15 protein-coding genes and 2 tRNA genes are annotated in these 20,076 nt (G+C 70.9%); 3 read left to right on the forward strand and 14 right to left on the reverse strand.

Annotated elements, in window-relative coordinates; all coding sequences use genetic code 11:
* Positions 1-78: 78 nt before the first annotated feature.
* Together H9645_RS10435 and H9645_RS10440 are read right to left on the reverse strand one after the other, a co-directional pair.
* On the reverse strand, positions 79-1,197 hold the full coding sequence (locus tag H9645_RS10435; protein ID WP_191729635.1) for a glycosyltransferase family 2 protein: 1,119 nt from the start codon (positions 1,195-1,197) through the stop codon (positions 79-81).
* Positions 1,198-1,210: 13 nt separating this feature from the next.
* Positions 1,211-2,749 (reverse strand): lipopolysaccharide biosynthesis protein, encoded by a 1,539-nt coding sequence (locus H9645_RS10440; RefSeq protein ID WP_191729636.1) that lies wholly within the window; start codon positions 2,747-2,749, stop codon positions 1,211-1,213.
* A 151-nt stretch (positions 2,750-2,900) separates the two neighbouring features.
* On the opposite strand from H9645_RS10440, the gene H9645_RS10445 reads away from it, so the two are divergent.
* Positions 2,901-3,614, forward strand: coding sequence for a J domain-containing protein (locus tag H9645_RS10445; RefSeq protein ID WP_191729637.1), 714 nt, complete (start codon positions 2,901-2,903; stop codon positions 3,612-3,614).
* Between the two features lie 3 nt (positions 3,615-3,617).
* Positions 3,618-5,591, forward strand: a complete 1,974-nt coding sequence (gene asnB / locus H9645_RS10450; RefSeq protein ID WP_191729638.1) for an asparagine synthase (glutamine-hydrolyzing) — start codon at positions 3,618-3,620, stop codon at positions 5,589-5,591.
* Here asnB and H9645_RS10455 read toward each other — a convergent pair.
* Positions 5,588-6,988, reverse strand: a complete 1,401-nt coding sequence (locus H9645_RS10455; RefSeq protein WP_191729639.1) for a TIGR03013 family XrtA/PEP-CTERM system glycosyltransferase — start codon at positions 6,986-6,988, stop codon at positions 5,588-5,590. The genes asnB and H9645_RS10455 overlap by 4 nt on opposite strands.
* A gap of 171 nt (positions 6,989-7,159) precedes the next feature.
* On the opposite strand from H9645_RS10455, the gene H9645_RS10460 reads away from it, so the two are divergent.
* Positions 7,160-8,560, forward strand: coding sequence for a hypothetical protein (locus H9645_RS10460; protein ID WP_191729640.1), 1,401 nt, complete (start codon positions 7,160-7,162; stop codon positions 8,558-8,560).
* A 33-nt stretch (positions 8,561-8,593) separates the two neighbouring features.
* Here H9645_RS10460 and H9645_RS10465 read toward each other — a convergent pair whose 3' ends face one another.
* The 11 genes from H9645_RS10465 to H9645_RS10515 form a co-directional block, all read right to left on the reverse strand.
* Positions 8,594-9,742 (reverse strand): glycosyltransferase, encoded by a 1,149-nt coding sequence (locus H9645_RS10465; protein ID WP_191729641.1) that lies wholly within the window; start codon positions 9,740-9,742, stop codon positions 8,594-8,596.
* A 192-nt stretch (positions 9,743-9,934) separates the two neighbouring features.
* Entirely contained in the window at positions 9,935-11,548 is a 1,614-nt protein-coding gene (locus tag H9645_RS10470) for a right-handed parallel beta-helix repeat-containing protein (protein WP_191729642.1), read from the reverse strand.
* A 279-nt stretch (positions 11,549-11,827) separates the two neighbouring features.
* Positions 11,828-11,904: transfer RNA gene (locus H9645_RS10475), tRNA-Arg, on the reverse strand.
* 75 nt (positions 11,905-11,979) lie between these two features.
* Positions 11,980-12,072, reverse strand: a tRNA-Ser gene (locus tag H9645_RS10480).
* 70 nt (positions 12,073-12,142) lie between these two features.
* Positions 12,143-12,346 carry a carbon storage regulator CsrA gene (gene csrA / locus H9645_RS10485; RefSeq protein WP_191729643.1) on the reverse strand — a complete coding sequence of 68 codons (204 nt, stop codon included), beginning with the start codon at positions 12,344-12,346 and terminating at the stop codon, positions 12,143-12,145.
* 142 nt (positions 12,347-12,488) lie between these two features.
* Positions 12,489-15,155, reverse strand: coding sequence for an alanine--tRNA ligase (alaS, locus tag H9645_RS10490; RefSeq protein WP_191729644.1), 2,667 nt, complete (start codon positions 15,153-15,155; stop codon positions 12,489-12,491).
* 141 nt (positions 15,156-15,296) lie between these two features.
* Entirely contained in the window at positions 15,297-15,731 is a 435-nt protein-coding gene (locus H9645_RS10495) for a regulatory protein RecX (RefSeq protein ID WP_225218176.1), read from the reverse strand.
* 125 nt (positions 15,732-15,856) lie between these two features.
* Complete coding sequence (gene recA, locus H9645_RS10500) at positions 15,857-16,948, reverse strand: recombinase RecA (protein ID WP_191729646.1); 1,092 nt, start codon at positions 16,946-16,948, stop codon at positions 15,857-15,859.
* A 190-nt stretch (positions 16,949-17,138) separates the two neighbouring features.
* The gene (gene lexA, locus H9645_RS10505; RefSeq protein ID WP_191729647.1) at positions 17,139-17,798 is read right to left on the reverse strand and encodes a transcriptional repressor LexA; all 660 of its coding nucleotides are present in this window, start codon (positions 17,796-17,798) and stop codon (positions 17,139-17,141) included.
* A 33-nt stretch (positions 17,799-17,831) separates the two neighbouring features.
* Positions 17,832-19,514 (reverse strand): ABC1 kinase family protein, encoded by a 1,683-nt coding sequence (locus H9645_RS10510; RefSeq protein ID WP_191729666.1) that lies wholly within the window; start codon positions 19,512-19,514, stop codon positions 17,832-17,834.
* A 19-nt stretch (positions 19,515-19,533) separates the two neighbouring features.
* The gene (locus H9645_RS10515; protein WP_191729648.1) at positions 19,534-20,028 is read right to left on the reverse strand and encodes a CinA family protein; all 495 of its coding nucleotides are present in this window, start codon (positions 20,026-20,028) and stop codon (positions 19,534-19,536) included.
* Between the last annotated feature and the right edge of the window lie 48 nt (positions 20,029-20,076).

Below are 20,076 nucleotides of genomic sequence, written 5' to 3' on the forward strand. Positions count from 1 at the left end.
TTGCCTGGCAGGCGGTCGACGCGGCCGTGGCCCCACCAGGACAACGCGGCGCGGCCCGCGATCCGGCCAGTGCACGTGCTACCAGAGGTGGAGCCGCCGACGCGACGCGAACGCGAACAGGGCGCGCGCGGCGTAGGCGTTCATGTGCCAGTACGCGGTCAGCAGCCTCACCGGAAGCAGGCGGGCGACGGCGGGCGAGCACTTGCCGGCCAGCACCGCGCCAAGGCAGCCAAGAAGCGCCGCCAGGCAGGCAGCGTAGAAGCCGTCGCGGGGCGCCAGCGCCAGCGCCGAGACGCCGACGGCGAGCGTCAGCCAGGGCGCGGCCAGGCGCAGCAGCTTGTGGCTCACGAAGCGGAACCACAGCGGATTGGTCCCGGGCAGCAGCAGCCACGGCGCGATCCGCACCAGCTGGTAGTTGCCGGCCAGGGTCCGGACCTTGCGCGCGCGCTCGGCGCGCGCGTCCTGCGAGGGCCGGTCCCAGGCGATGGCGGCCGGCTCGATGACCACGCGGTGCCCGGACTTCGCCACCGCCATCGGCACCAGCACGTCGTCCAGCACCGTGCCGTCCGACAGGCGCGGGAACAGCCGCCGTCGTACCGCATAGAGCGCACCCGTCACGCCGACGACGGATCCGCTCCTGCCTTCGGCGGCGCGCACCAGGGACTCGTAGCGCCAGTAGGCGTCGACGCTGGCCGCGAAGCCTCCGTCCACGTCCCTGAAGGCCAGCCGGCCACTGACCGCACCGACCCCGGGATCGCCGAGGTTGCGGACCAGCAGCCGCAGGGTGGCGGGATCGAGCACCTGGCGGACGTCCACCATCAGCAGCACCTCGCCGCGCGCGCGGGCGACGGCATCGTTGAGGCAGGCGCTCTTGCCCCGTCGCGTGTCGAACTCGAGGACCGTGATCCGGTCGGAGCCGATGGAACGGCAGGCGTCCGCGGTGCCGTCCGTGCAGCCGTCGCAGGCGACGACGATATCGAACAGGCACTCCGGATAGTCCAGCGCGAGCAGGTTCAGCAGCTTGTCGCGGACCGCGTCGCCGGCGTCGTGGACGGCCAGGATCGCGGTCACGGCAGGCGTGACATCGGCCAGCGCCACCGGACGCGGGCGCAGCCTGGCCTGGGCGAGCACCCATGCCGGATACCCCGCGAACGCGAACAGCAGCAGCCCCGCACCCAGCCAGAAGACCACGCTCATGCGTGCGGCCCCGTCATGGCAGCCGCCCCGCCAGCCAGGCCAGGCGCGCGCCGAACATCGCGGACAGCCTCGGGTGGCGCTGCAGCAGCCCCTCGAGCCGGAGGACGTCCTCGGCGTACCAGGCCTTGAGCAGCAGCGTGGTGGACACGAAGATGCCCGCGAACAGCGCACAGCACGCGATGTCCGCCCAGTAGCCGTCCCAGGCCGCCGCCACCGCCAGCGCCGACGCCGCGGCCAGCAGCGCCGACAGGTAGAGCAGCGCCAGTTCCTTCCATGGAATGTCCAGGTCGGTGGCGCGACGCGTCCACGCGACCAGGCCCGCGAACACGAAGACGCGCGTGGCCGCATAGGCGCAGACCGCGCCGGCCAGGCCGAAGCGCGGGATCAGCACCAGCGACAGCAGGAGCGTCACCAGCACCGACGCCATCGTCAGCACGACGCGCTCGCGCTGCAGGTCCATGGTCGCGAACAGCGCGTAGAAGGCGCCATCGGCGATGGTCGCGCCCGCGACCACGAACAGTGCCTGCAGCGCCGGAACCGCGGGCGCATAGCGCGTCCCGTACATGAGTTCCACCACGGGCGCGGAGAGGAAGGCGCCCATGCCGGCCGCAAGCAGCCCCAGGAAGGTGAAGTAGCGCAGCGACGCCGCCATGATCTGGTTGACCCGACCCGGGCCGCCAGCACCGAGCCCGTGGGACATCATGGGCATCAGGATCGTGGTCAGCCCCGAGGCCAGCAGGGAGATGCCCGCCCCGCTGAGCGCGTGCGCGATGGAGAAATGGCCGACCGCGGCCGGGCCGGCGAAGCGGTTGAGCATGTAGGTCTCGATCGCGCGGTTGCTGAGTCCGTAGACGATCGTGACCACGGCGGTCCAGAAGAGGTGGCGCCGCACCCGGTCCGAAGGCACGGCCGCGGTCCTCGCGGCCACGATGCCCCCGCGCCGCAGCATCGCCGCCGACAGCAGCAGGTGGACCAGGCACATCGCCGCGAACAGCGCCATGAACGCCAGCAGCGGCGCGCGCAGCGCCATCAGCACGCCCACCGCGACCACGTTGAGGGCACTCGCGGCGACGGTCGTCCAGGCCTCGACGTCGAAGCGACCGTAGCCCTTCGCGACCGACACCTTGAAGATGTAGCCCGCCTTGGTGACGACCGAGAACACCGCGATCGCCATGAACACCCACCGGGCCTTTTCCCATCCCGTCGGAAGGAAGAACGGCACCAGCGCGAAGAAGGCGAGCGACAGGATGCCGAGGAACAGCCAGCTCCTGCGCTCCAGGAGGCCGTGCACCTCGCGCGCGGAGCCGATGGCATCGCGGCCCAGCGCCTCGGACACGAACTTGATCGCCGTGGTCGGCAGGCCGTTGTTGCCCAGCACCACCAGCAGTCCGACCAGCCAGACCAGGTACGAATAGCGTCCGAAGTCCTCGGGGCCGAGGCTTCGCGCCACCAGCGCGCTGGTCACCAGGCCGAGGGCGAAGGCGACATAGGTGGACACCATCACCACCACCGCCGAGCGCATCGCGGAATCCGCGTTGAACAGCGGCTTCATCGAGACCGGCGCCCCGCGCTTGCCGCGACCGCAGGTTGTCCGCCCGTCGCGGCCATTCCCGTTTTTTCCCGCGTGGATCGGCGTATCGCGATGGGGAACGCCGCATGTCGAAGCATCTTCTTCCAACCCTCTTCGTAACTGGACCCGGACCATGACCGATTTCGGAAGGCTCTATCGCGTGCTCGGGATCGATCCCGGCTGCACCCTGGACGCCTTCAAGCAGGCCTACCGGCGACAGGTGGCGGCGCTGCATCCTGACCGCACGCACGCCGCGGCGCAGACCACGGACCGGCTCAAGGAACTCAACCTCGCCTACGCCGCCGCACTCGACTTCCACCGGCTGCACGGGCGCCTGCCCGGGCTGCCGCCGCGGACCGCCGCGCCGGTGCATGCGGCCAGTCCTTCCATCCCCGATCCGCGCGACGTGCCCGCCTCCGCCTCCCCACGTTGGAGCAAACGGCTTCTGGCGGCGCTGGCGGTCATCTCCGGGGCGTGGATGCTGGGAGCGGACTCCGGCGACGGACGGGACGACGGCCCGGCGGCGGATGCATCCGGTCCACAGGCCGGTCCGCCACATGCCACGCGGCCATGGCCTCCGGACGCGGAGCACGCGGACCCCATCCGCCTGAAGCGCGGCATGGAGGCCGACGCGGTGATGGACCTGCAGGGTGCACCGATCAGCCGCGAATCGGACGGACGCTGGATCTATGGTCCCTCCTGGATCCGCTTCGAATGCGGCGTGGTCGTGGACTGGTACAGCTCACGGCTGAAGCCGCTGCGCACCACGTCCATGCGACCGCAGGCGGATGCCTCGCCGCAGCCGCGGTCGCCCCTTCCCTGTCCCGCCGCCGTGCCGGGGGCCTGAGGCATGTGCGGCCTGGCGGGCTACCTGGGCGGTCCCACGTCTTCCGACGAGGGCCACGCCCTCCTCGAGCGGATGATCCACACCCTCGCCCACCGCGGGCCCGACGGCTACGGCTTCCACGTGCAGCCGGGCGTCGGCCTGGCGCACGCACGACTGTCGATCATCGACCTCGCGACCGGCGACCAGCCGATCCACAATCCGGACCGGAGCGTCTGGACGGTGTTCAACGGCGAGATCTTCAACTACGTCGAACTGCGCGCGGAGCTCGAAGCCGAAGGCCGCCGGTTCTACACCCGCTCGGACACCGAGGTCATCGTCCACCTCTACGATCGCGACGGCGACGCCTTCGTCGAACGCCTCAACGGCCAGTTCTCGATCGCGTTGTGGGATGCGCGGCGCGGCCGCCTGGTGCTGGCGCGCGACCGTGCCGGCATCCGGCCCATGTTCCACACGCGTGCGCGCGGCAGCCTGTGGTTCGCCTCGGAGATGAAGGCCCTGTTCGCCGTCGTGCCCGAACGCAGGCAGCTCGACCCGCGGGGGCTGCTGCAGACGTTCTCCTACTGGGCTCCGTCCGACCCCGACACCGTCTACACCGGTGTCCACAGCCTTCCACCCGGCCACCTGCTCGCGATTGAGGCCGACGGCAGCGAACGCCTGGTCCGCTACTGGGACTGGACCTTCCCGGACGAGGCATCCACCCGCGCGCGGGGGTTCGCCAGCCTCGAGGACGCCGCCGGTGAGCTGCGCGAGCGCCTGGTCGACGCCGTGCGCCTGCAGCTGCGCGCCGACGTCCCGGTCGGCGCCTACCTGAGCGGGGGCCTGGACTCGTCCGGCATCGTGGCGCTGGCGCGCGGCTTCACCCGCACCCCGGTGCGGACGTTCTCGGTGGCGTTCGACGCCGCGGAGTTCGACGAGAGCGCACACCAGCAGGCGATGGTGCGGCACCTGGGCACCGAGCACACCACGCTGAGGATCGGCACCGCTGCGATCGGCGACGCGTTCCCGCGGCTGGTCAGGCACGCCGAAACCCCTGTCCTGCGCACCGCGGCGGTCCCGCTGATGCTGCTGGCGGACAGCGTCCGCCGGCACGGCTTCAAGGTGGTGCTCACCGGCGAGGGCGCGGACGAGGTCTTCGGCGGGTACGACCTGTTCAAGGAGGCGAAGGTGCGGCGCTTCTGGGCACGCCAGCCCGGTTCGACCCTGCGCCCGAAGCTGCTGGGCCGGCTTTACGGCTATCTCGACAGGTCGCCCGCCAGCCATCCGGCCTTCGCGTCGGCGTTCTTCGGCCAGGGCATGGAGCACCTCGACCGCCCGGTCTTCGCGCACGTGCCGCGATGGACCACCTCGCAGCGCGCGCTGGCGTTCCTGTCACCGGAGCTGCGGGCCGCAGCGGGCCCCTGGGACGCGCTGGCCTTCGCCGAGTCGCGGCTGCCCGACGGCATCATGCGCTGGTCGCCACTGGCCCGGGACCAGTACGTGGAGGCGAAGTCGCTGCTGGCCGGCTACCTGCTCGCGTCGCAGGGCGACCGCGCCGCCATGGCCGGCTCGATCGAGGCCCGCTTCCCCTACCTCGACCACACCCTGGTCGAGTTCGCCAACCGCCTCCCGCCCTCGTACAAGATCCGGGGTCTCACCGAGAAATACCTCCTGCGGCGGGCGCTGGCCGACCTGCTGCCCGCGGAGATCCTGCATCGCACCAAGCAGCCCTATCGCGCCCCCGACAGCCTGAGCTTCTTCGTCGACGGCCGGCCGCTGGACTACGTGGCGGCGCTGTTCGACGCCTCCCACCTGCGCGCCTCGGGCCTGTTCGACGTCGCCGCGACGACCCGCCTTTACGAGAAGGCGCGCGCGGGCCGGGTCACCGGCTTCGCCGAGAACCAGGCGTTCGTGGGCATCCTCTCGACGCTGCTGCTGGCCGGGGAGCCGCAGGCTGCCGCGCGCGCGCCTGGCGATGGCGTGGCGGTGGTGCGGCGCTAGCGCGCGCCGCGCCGGAACAGGACCACCTCGACCGTCTGCAGCAGGATCATCATGTCGAATATCAGGCCCTGGTTCTTGACGTAGAAGAGGTCGAAGGTGAGCTTCTCCCTCGCATCCTCCACCGAGGCGCCATAGGGATAGCGCAGCTGCGCCCATCCCGTCAGGCCAGGCTTGACCGAGTGGCGGACCGGGTAATAGCGGATCGCGTCGTTGAGCTGGTCGACGAACTGGGGGCGTTCGGGGCGCGGCCCGACGAAGCTCATGTCGCCGATGAGCACGTTGAACAGCTGCGGCAGCTCGTCGAGCCGCGTCTGCCGGATGAAGCGGCCCACGCGCGTGGTGCGGTCGTCGTTGGTCGTGGCCCACTGCGCCACGCCATTCTTCTCGGCGTCGGTGCGCATGCTGCGGAACTTGGTCAGCCGGAAGCTGCGCCCGCCCTCGCCCACCCGGACCTGGTGGTAGAGCACCGGCCCGGGGGACTCGAGCCGGACGGCCAGCGCGACCAGCAGCATCGCCGGCCACGCCAGCAGCAGCAGCGCCGAGGCCGCGGCCAGGTCGAAGAAGCGCTTGTTCAGGCGTCGGACCAGCGAGTGGTCGAACCCGCCGGAGAAGATCAGCGAGGACGGATCGACCACCTCCAGCTTGATCAGGCCGGCCTCGCGCTCGAAGAAGCCCGGCAGGTCGATCACGGAGATGCCGTTCTGCGCGCAGCCGAGGATCTCGTCCATCGGCAGGCTCCCGCGGCGCTCGTCCGGCGCGATCACGATCTCGTTGACGCCGAGGTCGCGGGCCAGTTCGCGCAGGTCGCGGCCGGCCGGCACCAGCTGGTCGCTGCCGACCGTGACCTTCTGGTCGCCGATCGGCAGGTAGCCGACGATGGTGAACGACTTGCGGTCGCTGCGCCGGCGCAGGCGACGGTTGATCCAGTCGGCGTTGTCGCCCGCCCCCACCACCAGGATCCGTCGCTTGAGCGCCTCGATGTTGAGCAGGCCGAACAGCGCCAGCCGGAGCCCGGCCACCAGCAGGAAGCCCAGCACCAGCGAGATCGCGACCACGCCGCGGCCGATGTAGGTCTGCGGCACCAGGTAGTACACGACCGACAGCGCCGCGCCACCGAGCGCGAACGCCAGCCCCAGGCGCAGGAACAGGTCGATCCAGCCATGGCGGACATGCGGCTGGTACAGCCCGAAGGCGGCCATCGCCGCGGTGATGGACAGCGCAAGCAGGGGCGCGCGCAGCGGCAGCGTCTGCATGAACACCGCGAGGTTGTCGGGCTCGTCCAGGTAGCGCAGCCAGACCGCGACCAGGACCGCCAGGTACAGCAGGGACAGCTCGGCGAACCACACCAGGCGCATGATGCGGTTGATCCGCCCAGGAAACGCAGTGATCACGGCCATCCCCCCCACTGGTCGCCAGGAACCGGGACGCCGGCCCTGGGGCCACGCTGGTGGCCTGTTACCGGTCAGAACGCACCTGCCCGCGACAAGCGGACAGGCGGGCTGGCGGCCCGGGCTGTCATGTCCCGGGCCCGGTTTGCGTTTGTTCCTGCAAGCACTGGAGCGAGCACCATGACGACCCCCCAACCGATCCTGCACCTGGAGTTCAACGAGCTGTCGCCGCGGCTGCTCGAACGCTTCATGGGCCAGGGCCTGCTTCCCAACTTCAAGCGGCTGCACGACGAAGCCCTGGTCTGCGTCACCGACGCCGGCGAGCCCCAGGACCGGCTGGAGCCCTGGATCCAGTGGGTGACGGTGCACAGCGGCCTGCCGTTCGCCGAGCACAAGGTGTTCTTCCTGGGCGACGGCCCGCAGTGCACGCGGCCGCGGGTCTGGGACATCCTCTCCGCGCATGGCCGCGCCAACTGGATCTGCGGCTCGATGAACACCGGCTACGCCCAGGGGTTCAATGGCCACCTGCTGCCCGACCCGTGGACGGTCGGTGCCGACGCCCACCCGCAGGACGAGTTCGGCCCCTACGTCCGCTTCGTGCGCAGCAACGTCCAGGAGCACACCAATGCCAGCGCCCGGATCGGCCTGCGCGAACAGCTGGGCTTCCTGGCCTGGATGCTGCGCCACGGCCTCTCGGCCGGCACCCTGGCCGCGATCGCCAGGCAGCTCGCGCGTGAACGCGTGTCCGGTCGCTTCCGCTGGCAGCGCGCGGTGCTGCTCGACCGCCTGCAGTGGGACGTGTTCCGCCACTACTTCAGGCGCGGTCGCCCCGACTTCAGCACGTTCTTCCTCAACAGCACGGCGCACTTCCAGCACGTCTACTGGCGGAACATGGAGCCGGGCGAGTTCGAGGTCAGGCCGTCGGAGGCCGAGCAGGACGAGTACGCGGACGCGGTGCTGTTCGGTTACCGGCAGATGGACCGCATCGTCGGCCAGGCGCTGGCGCTGGCGGGCGACAGGCACGCCGTGGTGCTGTCATCCGCCCTGGGCCAGCAGCCCTGCCTGAAGTACGAGGGACAGGGCGGCAAGGTCGCCTACCGGCCGCATGATTGCGACGCGTTCCGGCAGTGGGCCGGCGTGGCCGGACCCTGCGAGGTGCAGCCGGTGATGTCGGAGGAGTTCCGCCTCCTGTTCCCGTCCGCCGCCGAGGCGTCCGCCGCGGAAGCGCAGTTGGCCACGGTGGCGATCGACGGCGTCCGCGCGCTGACCGTCCGCCGCGAAGAGGCGGCGCTCACCGTGGGCTGCGGGATCTTCTCGAAGGTCGCGCCCGATGCCCGCCTGACCGCGGCGGGAAGCCCGGTCCGCGCCATGTCCGACCTCTTCTATGCGATCGACGGCCTCAAGAGCGGCATTCACCACGGCGAAGGCTGCCTCTGGATCCGCAACGCCGGCAGCCGCCGGCACCGGCGCGCCGGGAACGTCGTGCCGCTGACCTCGGTGGCGCCGACGCTGCTGGCGCTGCAGGGCATCGACGCCAGCCAGTGGATGAGCGGCACGGTGATCCGGGAGGCGATGGCCTGATGGCGGTGCGTCGCCGGGGTGGCGCATCCGCGCTCAGGCGGGTGCCGCGGCCCCGTCCAGCGCATCGAGGTAGAGCGCGTGGTAGCGCTGCTGCATCGCCTCCACCGAACCATGCGCCTCGACCCATCGACGCGCGGAGTCGCCGAGGCGATGGCGCATGCCGGCGTCGGTCGCCAGCTGGAGCAGCGCGTCGTGCAGCGCGCCGGCGTCACCGGGCTCGACCAGGCGGCCGGTCACGCCGTCCGTGACGATCTCGGGATTGCCGCCGACGGCCGTGGCGACGACGGGAAGCCCCGCGGCGCAGGCCTCGAGCAGCGCGATCGAAAGGCCTTCGGTCAGCGACGGCAGCACAAAGACGTCCATTGCCGACAGCAGTTCGGCCGTGTCGGTGCGGGCGCCGAGGATCCGCACCCGGTCCCCCAGCCCGAGCGCATCGGCGTGGGCCCGCAGCTCGTCCTCCAGCGGCCCTCCGCCCACGAGCACGAGGGCGATGCCCGGGTGGACCCGGCACAGCGCCGGCATCCGCTCGAGCAGGAAGCGATGGTTCTTGAGTTCGACCAGCCGCCCCACGCAGCCGAGCAGCACGGTGTCGGGTGACACGCCGAGGGCCGTTCGCGCGAGGGCGCGACGCAGTGGATCCGGGCCGAACCGCGCGGTGGGAATGCCGTTGAACACGGCGGTGGCGCGCGCGGCGGGCACGATGCCGGTCGCGACCAGATGGTCGCGGACCATGTCGCCGACGAGGGCGACGCGCGCGGTCGCGCGCAGCGAGATCCGGTACAGCCAGCGCAGCTTGCGGCCGGCCAGCCGCGATCCCATGTTGTGGCAGGTGTTGACGAGCACGTGCCGCCCACCCGCGAATCGCGTCGCGGCGGCCGCGTAGTAGTTCGGCACGAAGTTGTGGGTGTGCACCACGTCGACATGGCGCGCGCGCACGACGTCGCGGATGCGACGCAGCACGCCCAGGTCCATGGCCGATTGCTTGCCGGCGACGTCCACGGGAATGCCCGCGGCTTCGAGCACGTCACGGAAGCCCCTCGTATCGAGGATGCTGAGTACGCCCACATCGTGGCCGCGCGCCTGCTGCGCGATCGCGAGGTCGGTCACGACGCGTTCGAGACCGCCGAATTCCAGTGAGTCGACGACATGCAGGATGCGCAGCGGCCGCGGGTCGGCCGCCACGGGTCGTGGGAACGGCCTGCCGCCGCACGTGGCGGCGGGTCGTGCTGCGTCATGCATCGGGATCGTTCCCCTCGCCACCGGTCCTCCCCCAGCGGGGGAACGCTGGGGACAACGAAAGGAACGGCGGCTCGAGGACAGCCTCGGCGGGCGCCGGTGGCACTCGCCCCGGAACCCGCCAGGCTGGCTGCGGGATCAGCGCAGCTGTTCGTCCCACAGTCCCTGGATCCGCTGCCACAGCAGCAGGATCGGCGGGGTGATCCTCAGGGACTTCGCGGCCGGCGCCACCGCGGCATCCGCCTGCGGCTGCGTCACCACCGGCGCGGCAGCCGACGGACCCGCCGCCGGAGCCGCGACATCCTTCGAGCGCATGAAGCCGGGGGCCGGACTGTTGCCGGGGATGAGCGGCTTGGAACCGCGCAGCGACCTCGGCACCTGGCTGACCGGCGCCTGGCCCGAGGCCACCGCACCGATGTCGATCTGCCCGGCGGCCGGACGCGCCGTCTGGGCACCGATCGCGAGCTTCGCCCTCGCCGGCGCGTTGAACAGCGGCCGCGCCAGCGGAGACGGGAACGGGAAGGCACTCGCCGTCTGCGGCGACGGATTGCCCGCGAGCACCAGCGCGCTGCCTTCGGCCGGCTTCAGCTGGAGCTGCCCGACGTTGGCGAACTGGGGATTGGAGCCGTACACCGTTCCCGTCCACTCGCCCGGGACGTTGGTGGCGCCCGACTGCACCCAGTTGTTGCTGCCCGCCACCTTGCGGCCCGCCGCCCACGGCTCGCGGGAGTAAGGCGCGCAATAGGGATCTTCCATGCCGGACGCGGGATTCTCGCGGAGGATGCTCGGAGCACCGCCGGTGGTCTGGTACACGACGTTGTTGTGCATCTCCACCGAGCCCACGCCGAGCTGCGCGAGGAACGCCGTGGCGCTGCCCGACCGGTTGAACAGGATCGTGTTGTTGACCATGCGCACGCGGCCGTTGCTGCGGCCGTTGAGGTCGCCGCCGGCACGGATCGCATTGCCCCAGTCGGAGGTGTGCACGATGACGTTGCCGACCAGTTCGGCGTCCTCGCGCTTGAGTTCCGGGGACCAGCCATCCTGCTGCGTGAAGCAGTCGGGGCCGATCAGTTCGATTTCCTGGTAGGCGGCGCCCTCGAACCAGTTGTAGTGGACCAGGCTGCGCTGGTGGCGCGTCTTCAGCAGGTTGCCGCCGTTGCCGTCATGCACGTAGTTGAAGCGCATGGTGAAGACGGCGTTCGGGAACGCCACTTCGTCGGACTGCATGTAGATCGCGTGCTTCGTGGAGCCGGCGCCCGCGTTGAAGATCTCGCTGTGCTCGAGCGTGAACGAGCCGGAAAGCTGGTCGGCAGCGAGGATGCCGTGGCCCGGGCAGTCGCGGATGATGGAATCGCGCACCACCACGTCGTTGGCCTCGTTGAAAAGGCAGGTGCTGCTGCCGCCACGGACGTCGAAGCCCTGGAAGACCACATGGTTCGACTGCTGGAACTTGACGGTATGCGTGCCACCCTGGATCCGCGGCCGCGAGGAGCCGGTGCCGCTCCAGCGGAAGGTCACGGGATTCTGCGCGCTGCCGCCGTCATTGCTGCGGATGACGACGCCGCCGGTGTAGGTGGCGCCTCCGTCGACCAGCACGACATCGCCGGGCTCGAGGTTGACGTTGTCGACGAGGGTGGTCAGCTGGGTGTAGTCGCGGCCGCTGGGACCGACGGTGTACGTGGCGGCGAGCGCCAGTGAGGGTAAGAAGAGGCCGGCGCATGCCAGCGTGACGCAGGTGGATAATCGATGCATCGATGGTGGCTCCAGGATAGACAGGTTCCCCCCTGTTCCCCCAGCAGCAGTCCGTGCCTGGCCCTGTCGGACCAGGCCGGATCCAGTGGCCGGGAGCCCGGAGACTATGACATGGCCGGACTTAACGCCAAACGACGTTTTAGCAGCCACGCCCGGGAAATTCGTGCGTTCGGGCGCACGGTCACCGGCCATGGGTGACCGGGTTCACAAAATGAGGAGATGGCTTCGACCTGCTGGTCGAGCATCCGCATCGGTCACGTCCACGATGCGGTCTGCACTTGGCGCGCCCGGAAGGATTCGAACCTCCGACCCCCAAGTTCGTAGCCTGGTGCTCTATCCAGCTGAGCTACGGGCGCGTTGTGCAGAAGCGGAATTATGAAGAGGCGAATGACGTTCGTCAATCATCTCGGTGGAACCCATCTCGTTGGAGATGGCGGAGACTGAGGGATTCGAACCCTCGATGGAGCTTTTGACCCCATACTCCCTTAGCAGGGGAGCCCCTTCGGCCTCTCGGGCAAGTCTCCGGGTGATGCTCTCTTGGCTTGCGCCGTCGAGGGGCGCAAGGATACCGGCTTGATGCGAAACCGGCAAACCTCAGTTGGCGCCTTCCTCCTGGTCGACCGCCGGAACGTCGTCGTCGCGGTGGATGCGCTGGTAGATCTCCTCGCGGTGGACCGAGACATCCTTCGGCGCGGTAATGCCGACGCGCACCTGGTTGCCCTTGACGCCCAGCACGGTCACGGTGACCGAGTCACCGATCATGAGCGTCTCGCCAACCCGCCTGGTCAAAATCAACATGTGGGGTACTCCTGCGCCGGGTCTGCGCCCGGTCCTGGAAGAACGGCGCCGGGCGGCGCCGTCCGTGATGCTTCAGCTGAACATGATAGCGAGCGACGAGCCCGCCGTGCTGTATGCAAAAAGTAACGGGGAGCGTGAGGGTTCAGGCCAGTCGCGCCGCCACCCAGCCGGGCACGGCGGCGAGCGCCGCCTGCAGCGCGGGCCCGTCCTCGCCACCGCCCTGGGCCATGTCCGGGCGGCCGCCGCCCTTGCCCCCGACCTGGGCCGCCACGTGTGACAGCAGCTCGCCGGCCTTGACGCGTCCCAGCGCAGCTCCGCTGACACCCGCCACCAGCGCGGCGCGGCCGTCGCTGGCGCCGGCCAGCAGCACCACGGCGTCGCCGAGCTGCTGCTTGAAGCGGTCCAGCGCGTCGCGCAGCGCGCGCGCGTCGAGGCCTTCGATGCGGACGGCCAGGACCTTGATCCCGCCGACGTCCACGGCGCCCGCGGACAGGTCGGCGGTGGCGCTGCTGGCCGCGCGCGCCTTCAGCGTCTCGAGCTCGCGCTCCAGCTTCTTCTGGCGGTCGAGCAGCGTGCGCAGCTTGTCCCCGACTTCGGCCGCGGTGCCGCCCAGCAGGCGCGCGGCCTCGTCCAGGCGCGCTTCGCCGCGCGCGACATGCTCGAGCGCGGCGCGGCCGGTCAGGGCCTCGATGCGGCGCACGCCGGCGGACACGCCGCCTTCGGACACCAGTTTGAACAGGCCGATCTCGCCGGTGCGGCCGACGTGGGTGCCGCCGCAGAGCTCGACCGAGTCGCCCATCGTCACCACGCGCACCCGCTCGCCGTACTTCTCGCCGAACAGCGCGATGGCGCCGGCGTCGATCGCCTCCTGCATGCCCATCTCGCGGATTTCGACGCCATGGTCGGCCCGGACCTCGTCGTTGACGCGCCGTTCGACGTCGCGCAGCTCGTCGGCGCTGATCGGCTCGAAGTGCGAGAAGTCGAAGCGCAGGCGGTCGGGCGCGACCAGCGAACCCTTCTGTGCGACGTGGGTGCCCAGGCGCTCGCGCAGCGCGCCGTGCAGCAGGTGGGTGGCGCTGTGGTTGAGCACCGTGGTGGCGCGGCGGGCCGCGTCGACGCTGGCCAGCACGTGGTCGCCCACCGCCAGCGCGCCACTGCGCAGGCGGCCGACGTGGCCATGGAACTGGCCGGCGAACTTGCGGGTGTCCTCGACGGCGAAGGCCACGCCCTGCCCGTCCAGCTCGCCGGTGTCGCCGACCTGGCCGCCGGACTCGGCGTAGAACGGGGTGCGGTCGAGGAAGACGATGGCCTCGTCGCCGGCGTCGATCCGCTCGACCGGAACGCCATCGCGCAGGAGGGCCACGACTTCGAGGCCCCCGGCCTGCACCTGGTCATAGCCCAGGAAGCCGGTGGGCTGCATGCGCGCCACCAGCTCGGCGGGCAGCGTGGTGCCGCCGCCGAACTTGCCGGCGGCGCGCGCGGTCTCGCGCTGCTGCGCCATCGCGGCGTCGAAGCCCGCGGTGTCGACTTCCATCCCGCGCTCGCGCGCCATGTCGGCGGTAAGATCGAGCGGGAAGCCGTAGGTGTCGTACAGGCGGAAGGCATCGGCGCCCGGGATCACGCCGCTGGAGGCGGCATCGCTGCGGGACGCGACCTCGTCGAAGATGCGCATGCCGCTGTCGAGGGTCTCGGCGAAGCGCTCCTCCTCGGCCAGCAGGGCGCGCTCGACCAGCGCGCGCTGGTCGCGCAGCACCGGGTAGGCTTCGCCCATCTGCGCGTCCAGGGTGGCGACCAGCCGGTGGAAGAACGGCTGGCGGACGCCCAGCATCCAGCCGTGGCGCAGCGCGCGGCGGATGATCCGGCGGAGCACGTAGCCGCGGCCTTCGTTCGAGGGCAGCACGCCATCGGCGACGAGGAAGCTGCAGGCGCGGATGTGGTCGGCGATCACGCGCAGCGACTTGTTGCCGAGGTCGGCGGTGCCGGTGAGGCGCGCGGCCTCGGCGATCAGGGCCTGGAACAGGTCGATCTCGTAGTTGCCGTGCACGCCCTGGAGCACGGCGGCCAGGCGCTCGAGGCCCATGCCGGTATCGACGCAGGGCGCGGGCAGCGGCTCGAGGCGGCCGTCGGGCTGGCGGTCGAACTGCATGAACACCAGATTCCAGATTTCGATGAAGCGGTCACCGTCCTCGTCCGGCGAGCCCGGCGGGCCACCGAAGTGGTGCGCGCCGTGGTCGTAGAAGATCTCGGTGCACGGGCCGCAGGGGCCGGTGTCGGCCATCTGCCAGAAATTGTCCGAGGCAAACGGCGCGCCCTTGTTGTCGCCGATGCGGATGATGCGGTCCTCCGGCACCCCGATCACGTCGCGCCAGATGCCGTAGGCCTCGTCGTCGGTGTGGTAGACGGTGACCACCAGCCTCTCGGCCGGGATCTTCCACACGCCGGTCAGCAGCTCCCAGGCCCAGGCGATGGCATCGCGCTTGAAGTAGTCGCCGAACGACCAGTTGCCGAGCATCTCGAAGAAGGTGTGGTGGCGCGCGGTGTAACCGACCTGGTCGAGGTCGTTGTGCTTGCCGCCGGCGCGCAGGCAGCGCTGGACGTCGGCCGCGCGCACGTAGCTGCGCTTCTCCGCACCCAGGAACACGTCCTTGAACTGCACCATGCCGGAGTTGGTGAACAGCAGGGTCGGATCGTTGCCGGGCACCAGCGGCGCCGAGGGCACGATAGTGTGGCCACGGGTGCTGAAGAACTCGAGGAAGTCACGGCGGATATCGGCCGTGGTGGGACGCGCGGGGGTCTGTTCGGAAGGCATGTGCGGCTGCGGACAAGGTGGGGGCGCGGAAATCCCGGCGCCCTTGCCGGCCGTGGCCCGCGGGGGTGCCGGGCGCTGGCGCTCGGGTCCCCGTTAGGTTAGCAGGACCGTCACGCCCCGAGGCGCCGGGACCCGCCGCCCTCAGGCGTCGTCGAGGTCGAAGGCGGTGGCGGCGCGCACGGTGTCGCCGTCGAAGCCCCGGCGGAACAGGAAGTCGGCGGCCTTGCGGCGGAGCACCGGATCATCGGCGACGCCCGGACCGTGCCGGCGCTGCACCAGGCCGCGGGCCATGGCCCGCCAGTCGTCGTCACCGGATTCGGCCAGGGCCTCGAATGCGGCCCGGACCTGGTCCTCGCCCAGTCCGTGGGTGCCCAGCTCGGCGCGGATGCGCAGCGGACCGTATCCGGCCAGCGCGCGTGAACGCGCCAGCCCCGCCGCGAAGCGTGCGTCGTCCTGCCAGCCTGCCTCCGCCATGCGCGCGACCGTGGCCTCGGCTTCGTCGCCGTCCACCCCCCGGGCCTCGAGCTTGCGTGCCAGCTCCTTGCGCGAATGCTCCCGCCGGACCAGGAGGCCCATCGCCCGCTGCGCGGGCGTCGGCTCGGGCCGGCGCCTGCGTCCGGGACCGGCCGCGCCCTCCCCTCCCCCGTCGCTGGAACCGGGGCCGCGGCGACGGCCACCAAAGGCGCCGGCACCGCCCATGCTCAGGCCTTGGCGCCCCGGCCGCGCTTCGCGGTCGGCTCGCCCGCGCCTTCGTCGCCGGCGGCTTCATCCTCGTCGTCGACGTCGGCCACCGCGCCCGCCAGCGGCGCCATCTTCGCCCGGAGTTCGGATTCCAGGCGCTCGGCCACCGCCAGGTTCTCCTTGAGGTACTGGCGGGCGTTCTCCTTGCCCTGGCCGATGCGCTCGCTGCCGTAGCTGTACCAGGCGCCGGCCTTCTCCACGAGCCCGGCATCCACGCCCATGTCGATCAGTTCGCCCTGGCGGCTGATGCCCTCGCCGTAGAGGATCTCGGTGATGATCTGCTTGAACGGCGGCGCCATCTTGTTCTTGACCACCTTGATGCGGGTCTGGTTGCCGATGATCTCGTCGCCCTTCTTGATCGCGCCGATGCGGCGGATGTCCAGGCGCACCGAGGCGTAGAACTTCAGCGCGTTGCCGCCGGTGGTGGTCTCCGGGCTCTGGCCCGGCATCATGATGCCGATCTTGTGGCGCAGCTGGTTGATGAAGATCACCAGGCAGTTGGAGCGCTTGATGTTGCCGGTGAGCTTGCGCAGGGCCTGGCTCATCAGGCGCGCCTGCAGGCCGGGGAGCTGGTCGCCCATCTCGCCCTCGATCTCGGCCTTGGGCGTGAGCGCGGCGACCGAGTCGACCACGACCATGTCGACCGCGTTCGAGCGCACCAGCATGTCGGCGATCTCCAGCGCCTGCTCGCCGGTGTCGGGCTGCGAGACCAGCAGGTCGTCGACGTTGACGCCAAGCTTCTGCGCATAGGTGGGATCGAGCGCATGCTCGGCGTCGATGAAGGCCGCGGTGCCACCCTGCTTCTGGCACTCGGCGATGGCCTGCAGGGTCAGCGTGGTCTTGCCCGAGGACTCGGGGCCGTAGATCTCGACCACGCGGCCCTTGGGCAGGCCACCGATGCCGAGCGCGACGTCGAGCAGCAGCGAGCCGGTGGGGATCACCGGGATGGTCTCGGCGACGCGGTCACCCATGCGCATCACCGAGCCCTTGCCGTACTGCTTCTCGATCTGGCCCAGTGCGGCGGCCAGCGCGCGCTTCTTGTTCTCGTCCATCGTGGTGTCCTCAGTTCATGTCTCGGGGAATGTGGTCAGTGTGCCGGCGGGTGGTCGCAGGAGCTGCGACGTGGAGTGCCGGTTTCAAACTAGGGCGTGGCAATGGCGCCGGACAGCAGTCGATCGCCCGCGGTTGCGTGGGGGAACGGCGGTCGCGCCTGTCGCCGCTTGCGTCGCAGGGCCCGGCCACTCACCGGTTCGGCCTCACCAGGCCGCAGTACAGGCCCTCGATGGCGAAGTCCTGGCCCGGCGCGACCTCGATCGGCGCGTAGTCCGGGTTGCGCGGCAGCAGCCGGATGCGGTCCTTGCCGACCTTCAGCAGCTTGACGGTGATCTCGTCGTCGATGCGCGCGATCACGATCTGGCCCGAGCGCGCGTTGGCGGTGCGGTGCACGCCGATCAGGTCGCCGTCGAAGATGCCCTCGTCGCGCATCGAGTCGCCGCGCACGCGCAGCAGGTAGTCCGGCGCGGGGGAGAAGAAGGCACGGTCCATCAGCACCATCTGGTCGCTGCCGATGTCGGCGCCGATGGGGACGCCGGCGGCGACCTGGCCGAGGACGGGGAGTTCGAGCACGTCGTCTCCGGCAGTGGCTCCGGCGACGGCTTCGGGGAAATCGAGGGCCGTCTGCGGCAGCGCCGGGGCGCGCAGGATCCGGATGCCCCGCGCGCGACCCGGCACGCGCTCGATGGCGCCGGCGGCTTCCAGCGCCTCGAGGTGGTACTGCGCCGCGCGCACGCTGCTGAACCCGAAGGCACGGGCGATCTCGGCCTGCGAGGGCGGCATGCCCTCCTCCGCGATGCGCTCGGCGATCAGGGCGAGGACCGCCTGCTGGGTCTCGGTGATGTCCATGGTTAGTAGTAATACTACTAACCGACCACGGAATCAACGCCGGTGCGCGCCCTTCCAGATCGAATAGACGATCCACACGCCCAGCGCCGCCGCGCCCACGAAGCCGGCCACGCCCAGCGCCATCAGCCACTGGTTGCGCGCGCCGCCGCCGACGCTGTTCATCACGATCGAGGAGCCGATGATCAGCGCCGCGGTGATCACGCCCATCGTCAGCCGGCTGGCCGCCCGGTCGATGCGGTCGCCGAAAGCGTCGAGCGTGGGAATGTCGATGCGTGCACCCAGGCGCCCACCGCGGGCGGCGCGCAGCAGCCGGCGCAGGTCGCGCGGCAGCTCGGCGCCGAACTCTAGCATCCCGGCCAGGCCGCGGCGGCCGCGCCGCGCCAGCACCGAGGGCGCGAACCGCCGCATCAGCACCCGCTCCAGCCAGGGCTTCGCCTCCGTCGCCATGTCGAAGCCGGGATCGAGCTGGCGCCCGAATCCTTCCAGCGTCAGGAAGGCCTTGATCACCAGTGCCAGGTCTGGCGGCAGCACCAGGCCATGGGCGCGCAGCAGGCCGGCGGCGTCGGACAGCATCGTGCCCATGCGCAGGTCCTTCAGCGGCACGCCGCGGTAGCGGTCGACCAGGGTCGCGGTGTCGGACTCCAGCCGCTCCTCGTCGACCTCGCCGCCCATGCTCCAGTCCAGCAGGATGTCGGCGGCGGATTCGGCGTCCTGCACCACCATGCCGTGCAGCAGGCGCGCGATCTCCAGCCGGCGGCGCTCGCCGAGGTGGCCGACCATGCCGAAATCGATGAGCGCGATGCGCCCGTCGCGCAGGAAGAAGATGTTCCCGGGATGCGGATCGGCATGGAACAGCCCGTCCTCGAGCAGCATTTCCAGCACCATGCCGGTGCCCGCGCGCGCCAGCGCCGTGCGGTCCAGCCCGGCGGCATCGACGGCGGCCAGGTCGCCTGCCGGGATGCCGTCGATGAAGTCCTGGACGTTGAGCCGCTCCGAGGTCCACTGCCAGTGCACCCGCGGCACCACCAGGCCGGGGTCGTCGGCGAAGTTGGCGGCGATGCGCTCGGCGTTGCGGCATTCGGCGGCGAAGTCGAGCTCGCGGCGCAGCGAGTCGCGGAACTGCCGCACCACCTCCACCGGGCGATAGCGGCGCAGGTCGGGGAGCTGCGACTCGATCACCTCGGCCAGCCGCGCCATCAGTCGCAGGTCGGCCTCGACCGTGGCGGTGATTCCAGGCCGCCGCACCTTCAGGATCACCGGGCTGCCGTCGTGCAGCCACGCGCGGTGCGCCTGCGCCAGCGATGCCGCGGCCACCGGCACCGTCTCCACGCGGGCGAAGGCCACCTCGGGCGCCATGCCCAGGTCCTCCACCAGCTGCGGATACACCGTCTCCCAGGGCAGCGCCGGGACCGCGTTCTGCAGCAGCCCCAGCTCGGCGATCCACTCCGGCGGCAGCAGGTCCACGCGCGTGGCCAGCACCTGGCCCAGCTTGACGAAGGTCGGCCCCAGCTCCTGCAGCGCGCGGCGCAGGCGCGCCGGCGGCAGCAATGCAGGGCGCTCCTCCGCGTGCTCCCAGTGCAGCAGGCGCCCGGCCCGCTCGAGCACCCCGGCCATGCCGCTTCGCCGGACCAGGTCGCCGAAGCCGTGGCGCACGAAGACGCTGGCGATCTCCTGCAGCCGGCCGAGGTCGCGGACGCCGGCGAGCGCGTCGAGCATGGTCACGGCGCGCGCCCGCTCACAGCAGCCGGTCCAGGCCGTGCAGGGCCTCGGCGACCGTGCGCCGGCGCACCGCATCGCGGTCGCCATCGAAGTGGAAGACTTCCGCCTGTGGATAGCCACCGCGACGCTTCCATGCAATCCACACCGTGCCCACGGGCTTGTCCCCGGTGCCGCCGCCCGGGCCGGCGATGCCTGTCACGGCCACCGCGACGGTGGCGCCCGAATGCACCAGCGCGCCCGAGACCATTTCGATCGCGGTCTCGCGGCTGACCGCGCCGTGTTCCTCCAGCGTCTGCGGGCGCACGCCCAGCAGCGCCTGCTTGGCCTCGTAGCTGTACACCGCCATGCCGCAATCGAACCAGGCCGATGAGCCCGCGATGTCGGTGACCACCTTGGCGATCCAGCCGCCGGTGCAGCTCTCGGCCGTGACCAGCATGTCGCGGCTGGCCTGGAGTCGACGGCCGGTGTCGTGCGCGAGCTGTGCGAGGGCCTCGTCGCCGGGAGCGTGCATGGCGTGAATCCGTGAAGAAAGCGCGCAGTATCCGCGCTCGGGACGGGG

The organism is Luteimonas colneyensis (assembly GCF_014836665.1).
Classification (GTDB): Bacteria; Pseudomonadota; Gammaproteobacteria; order Xanthomonadales; family Xanthomonadaceae; genus Luteimonas; species Luteimonas colneyensis.

Excerpts from the sequence above, each read along its gene's own strand:
- H9645_RS10435 (WP_191729635.1), bottom strand. The coding sequence starts at position 1,197 with ATGAGCGTGGTCTTCTGGCTGGGTGCGGGGCTGCTGCTGTTCGCGTTC.
- H9645_RS10440 (WP_191729636.1), bottom strand. The coding sequence starts at position 2,749 with ATGAAGCCGCTGTTCAACGCGGATTCCGCGATGCGCTCGGCGGTGGTG.
- H9645_RS10445 (WP_191729637.1), top strand. The coding sequence starts at position 2,901 with ATGACCGATTTCGGAAGGCTCTATCGCGTGCTCGGGATCGATCCCGGC.
- asnB (WP_191729638.1), top strand. The coding sequence starts at position 3,618 with ATGTGCGGCCTGGCGGGCTACCTGGGCGGTCCCACGTCTTCCGACGAG.
- H9645_RS10455 (WP_191729639.1), bottom strand. The coding sequence starts at position 6,988 with ATGGCCGTGATCACTGCGTTTCCTGGGCGGATCAACCGCATCATGCGC.
- H9645_RS10460 (WP_191729640.1), top strand. The coding sequence starts at position 7,160 with ATGACGACCCCCCAACCGATCCTGCACCTGGAGTTCAACGAGCTGTCG.
- H9645_RS10470 (WP_191729642.1), bottom strand. The coding sequence starts at position 11,548 with ATGCATCGATTATCCACCTGCGTCACGCTGGCATGCGCCGGCCTCTTC.
- csrA (WP_191729643.1), bottom strand. The coding sequence starts at position 12,346 with ATGTTGATTTTGACCAGGCGGGTTGGCGAGACGCTCATGATCGGTGAC.
- alaS (WP_191729644.1), bottom strand. The coding sequence starts at position 15,155 with ATGCCTTCCGAACAGACCCCCGCGCGTCCCACCACGGCCGATATCCGC.
- H9645_RS10495 (WP_225218176.1), bottom strand. The coding sequence starts at position 15,731 with ATGGGCCTCCTGGTCCGGCGGGAGCATTCGCGCAAGGAGCTGGCACGC.
- recA (WP_191729646.1), bottom strand. The coding sequence starts at position 16,948 with ATGGACGAGAACAAGAAGCGCGCGCTGGCCGCCGCACTGGGCCAGATC.
- lexA (WP_191729647.1), bottom strand. The coding sequence starts at position 17,798 with ATGGACATCACCGAGACCCAGCAGGCGGTCCTCGCCCTGATCGCCGAG.
- H9645_RS10510 (WP_191729666.1), bottom strand. The coding sequence starts at position 19,514 with ATGCTCGACGCGCTCGCCGGCGTCCGCGACCTCGGCCGGCTGCAGGAG.
- H9645_RS10515 (WP_191729648.1), bottom strand. The coding sequence starts at position 20,028 with ATGCACGCTCCCGGCGACGAGGCCCTCGCACAGCTCGCGCACGACACC.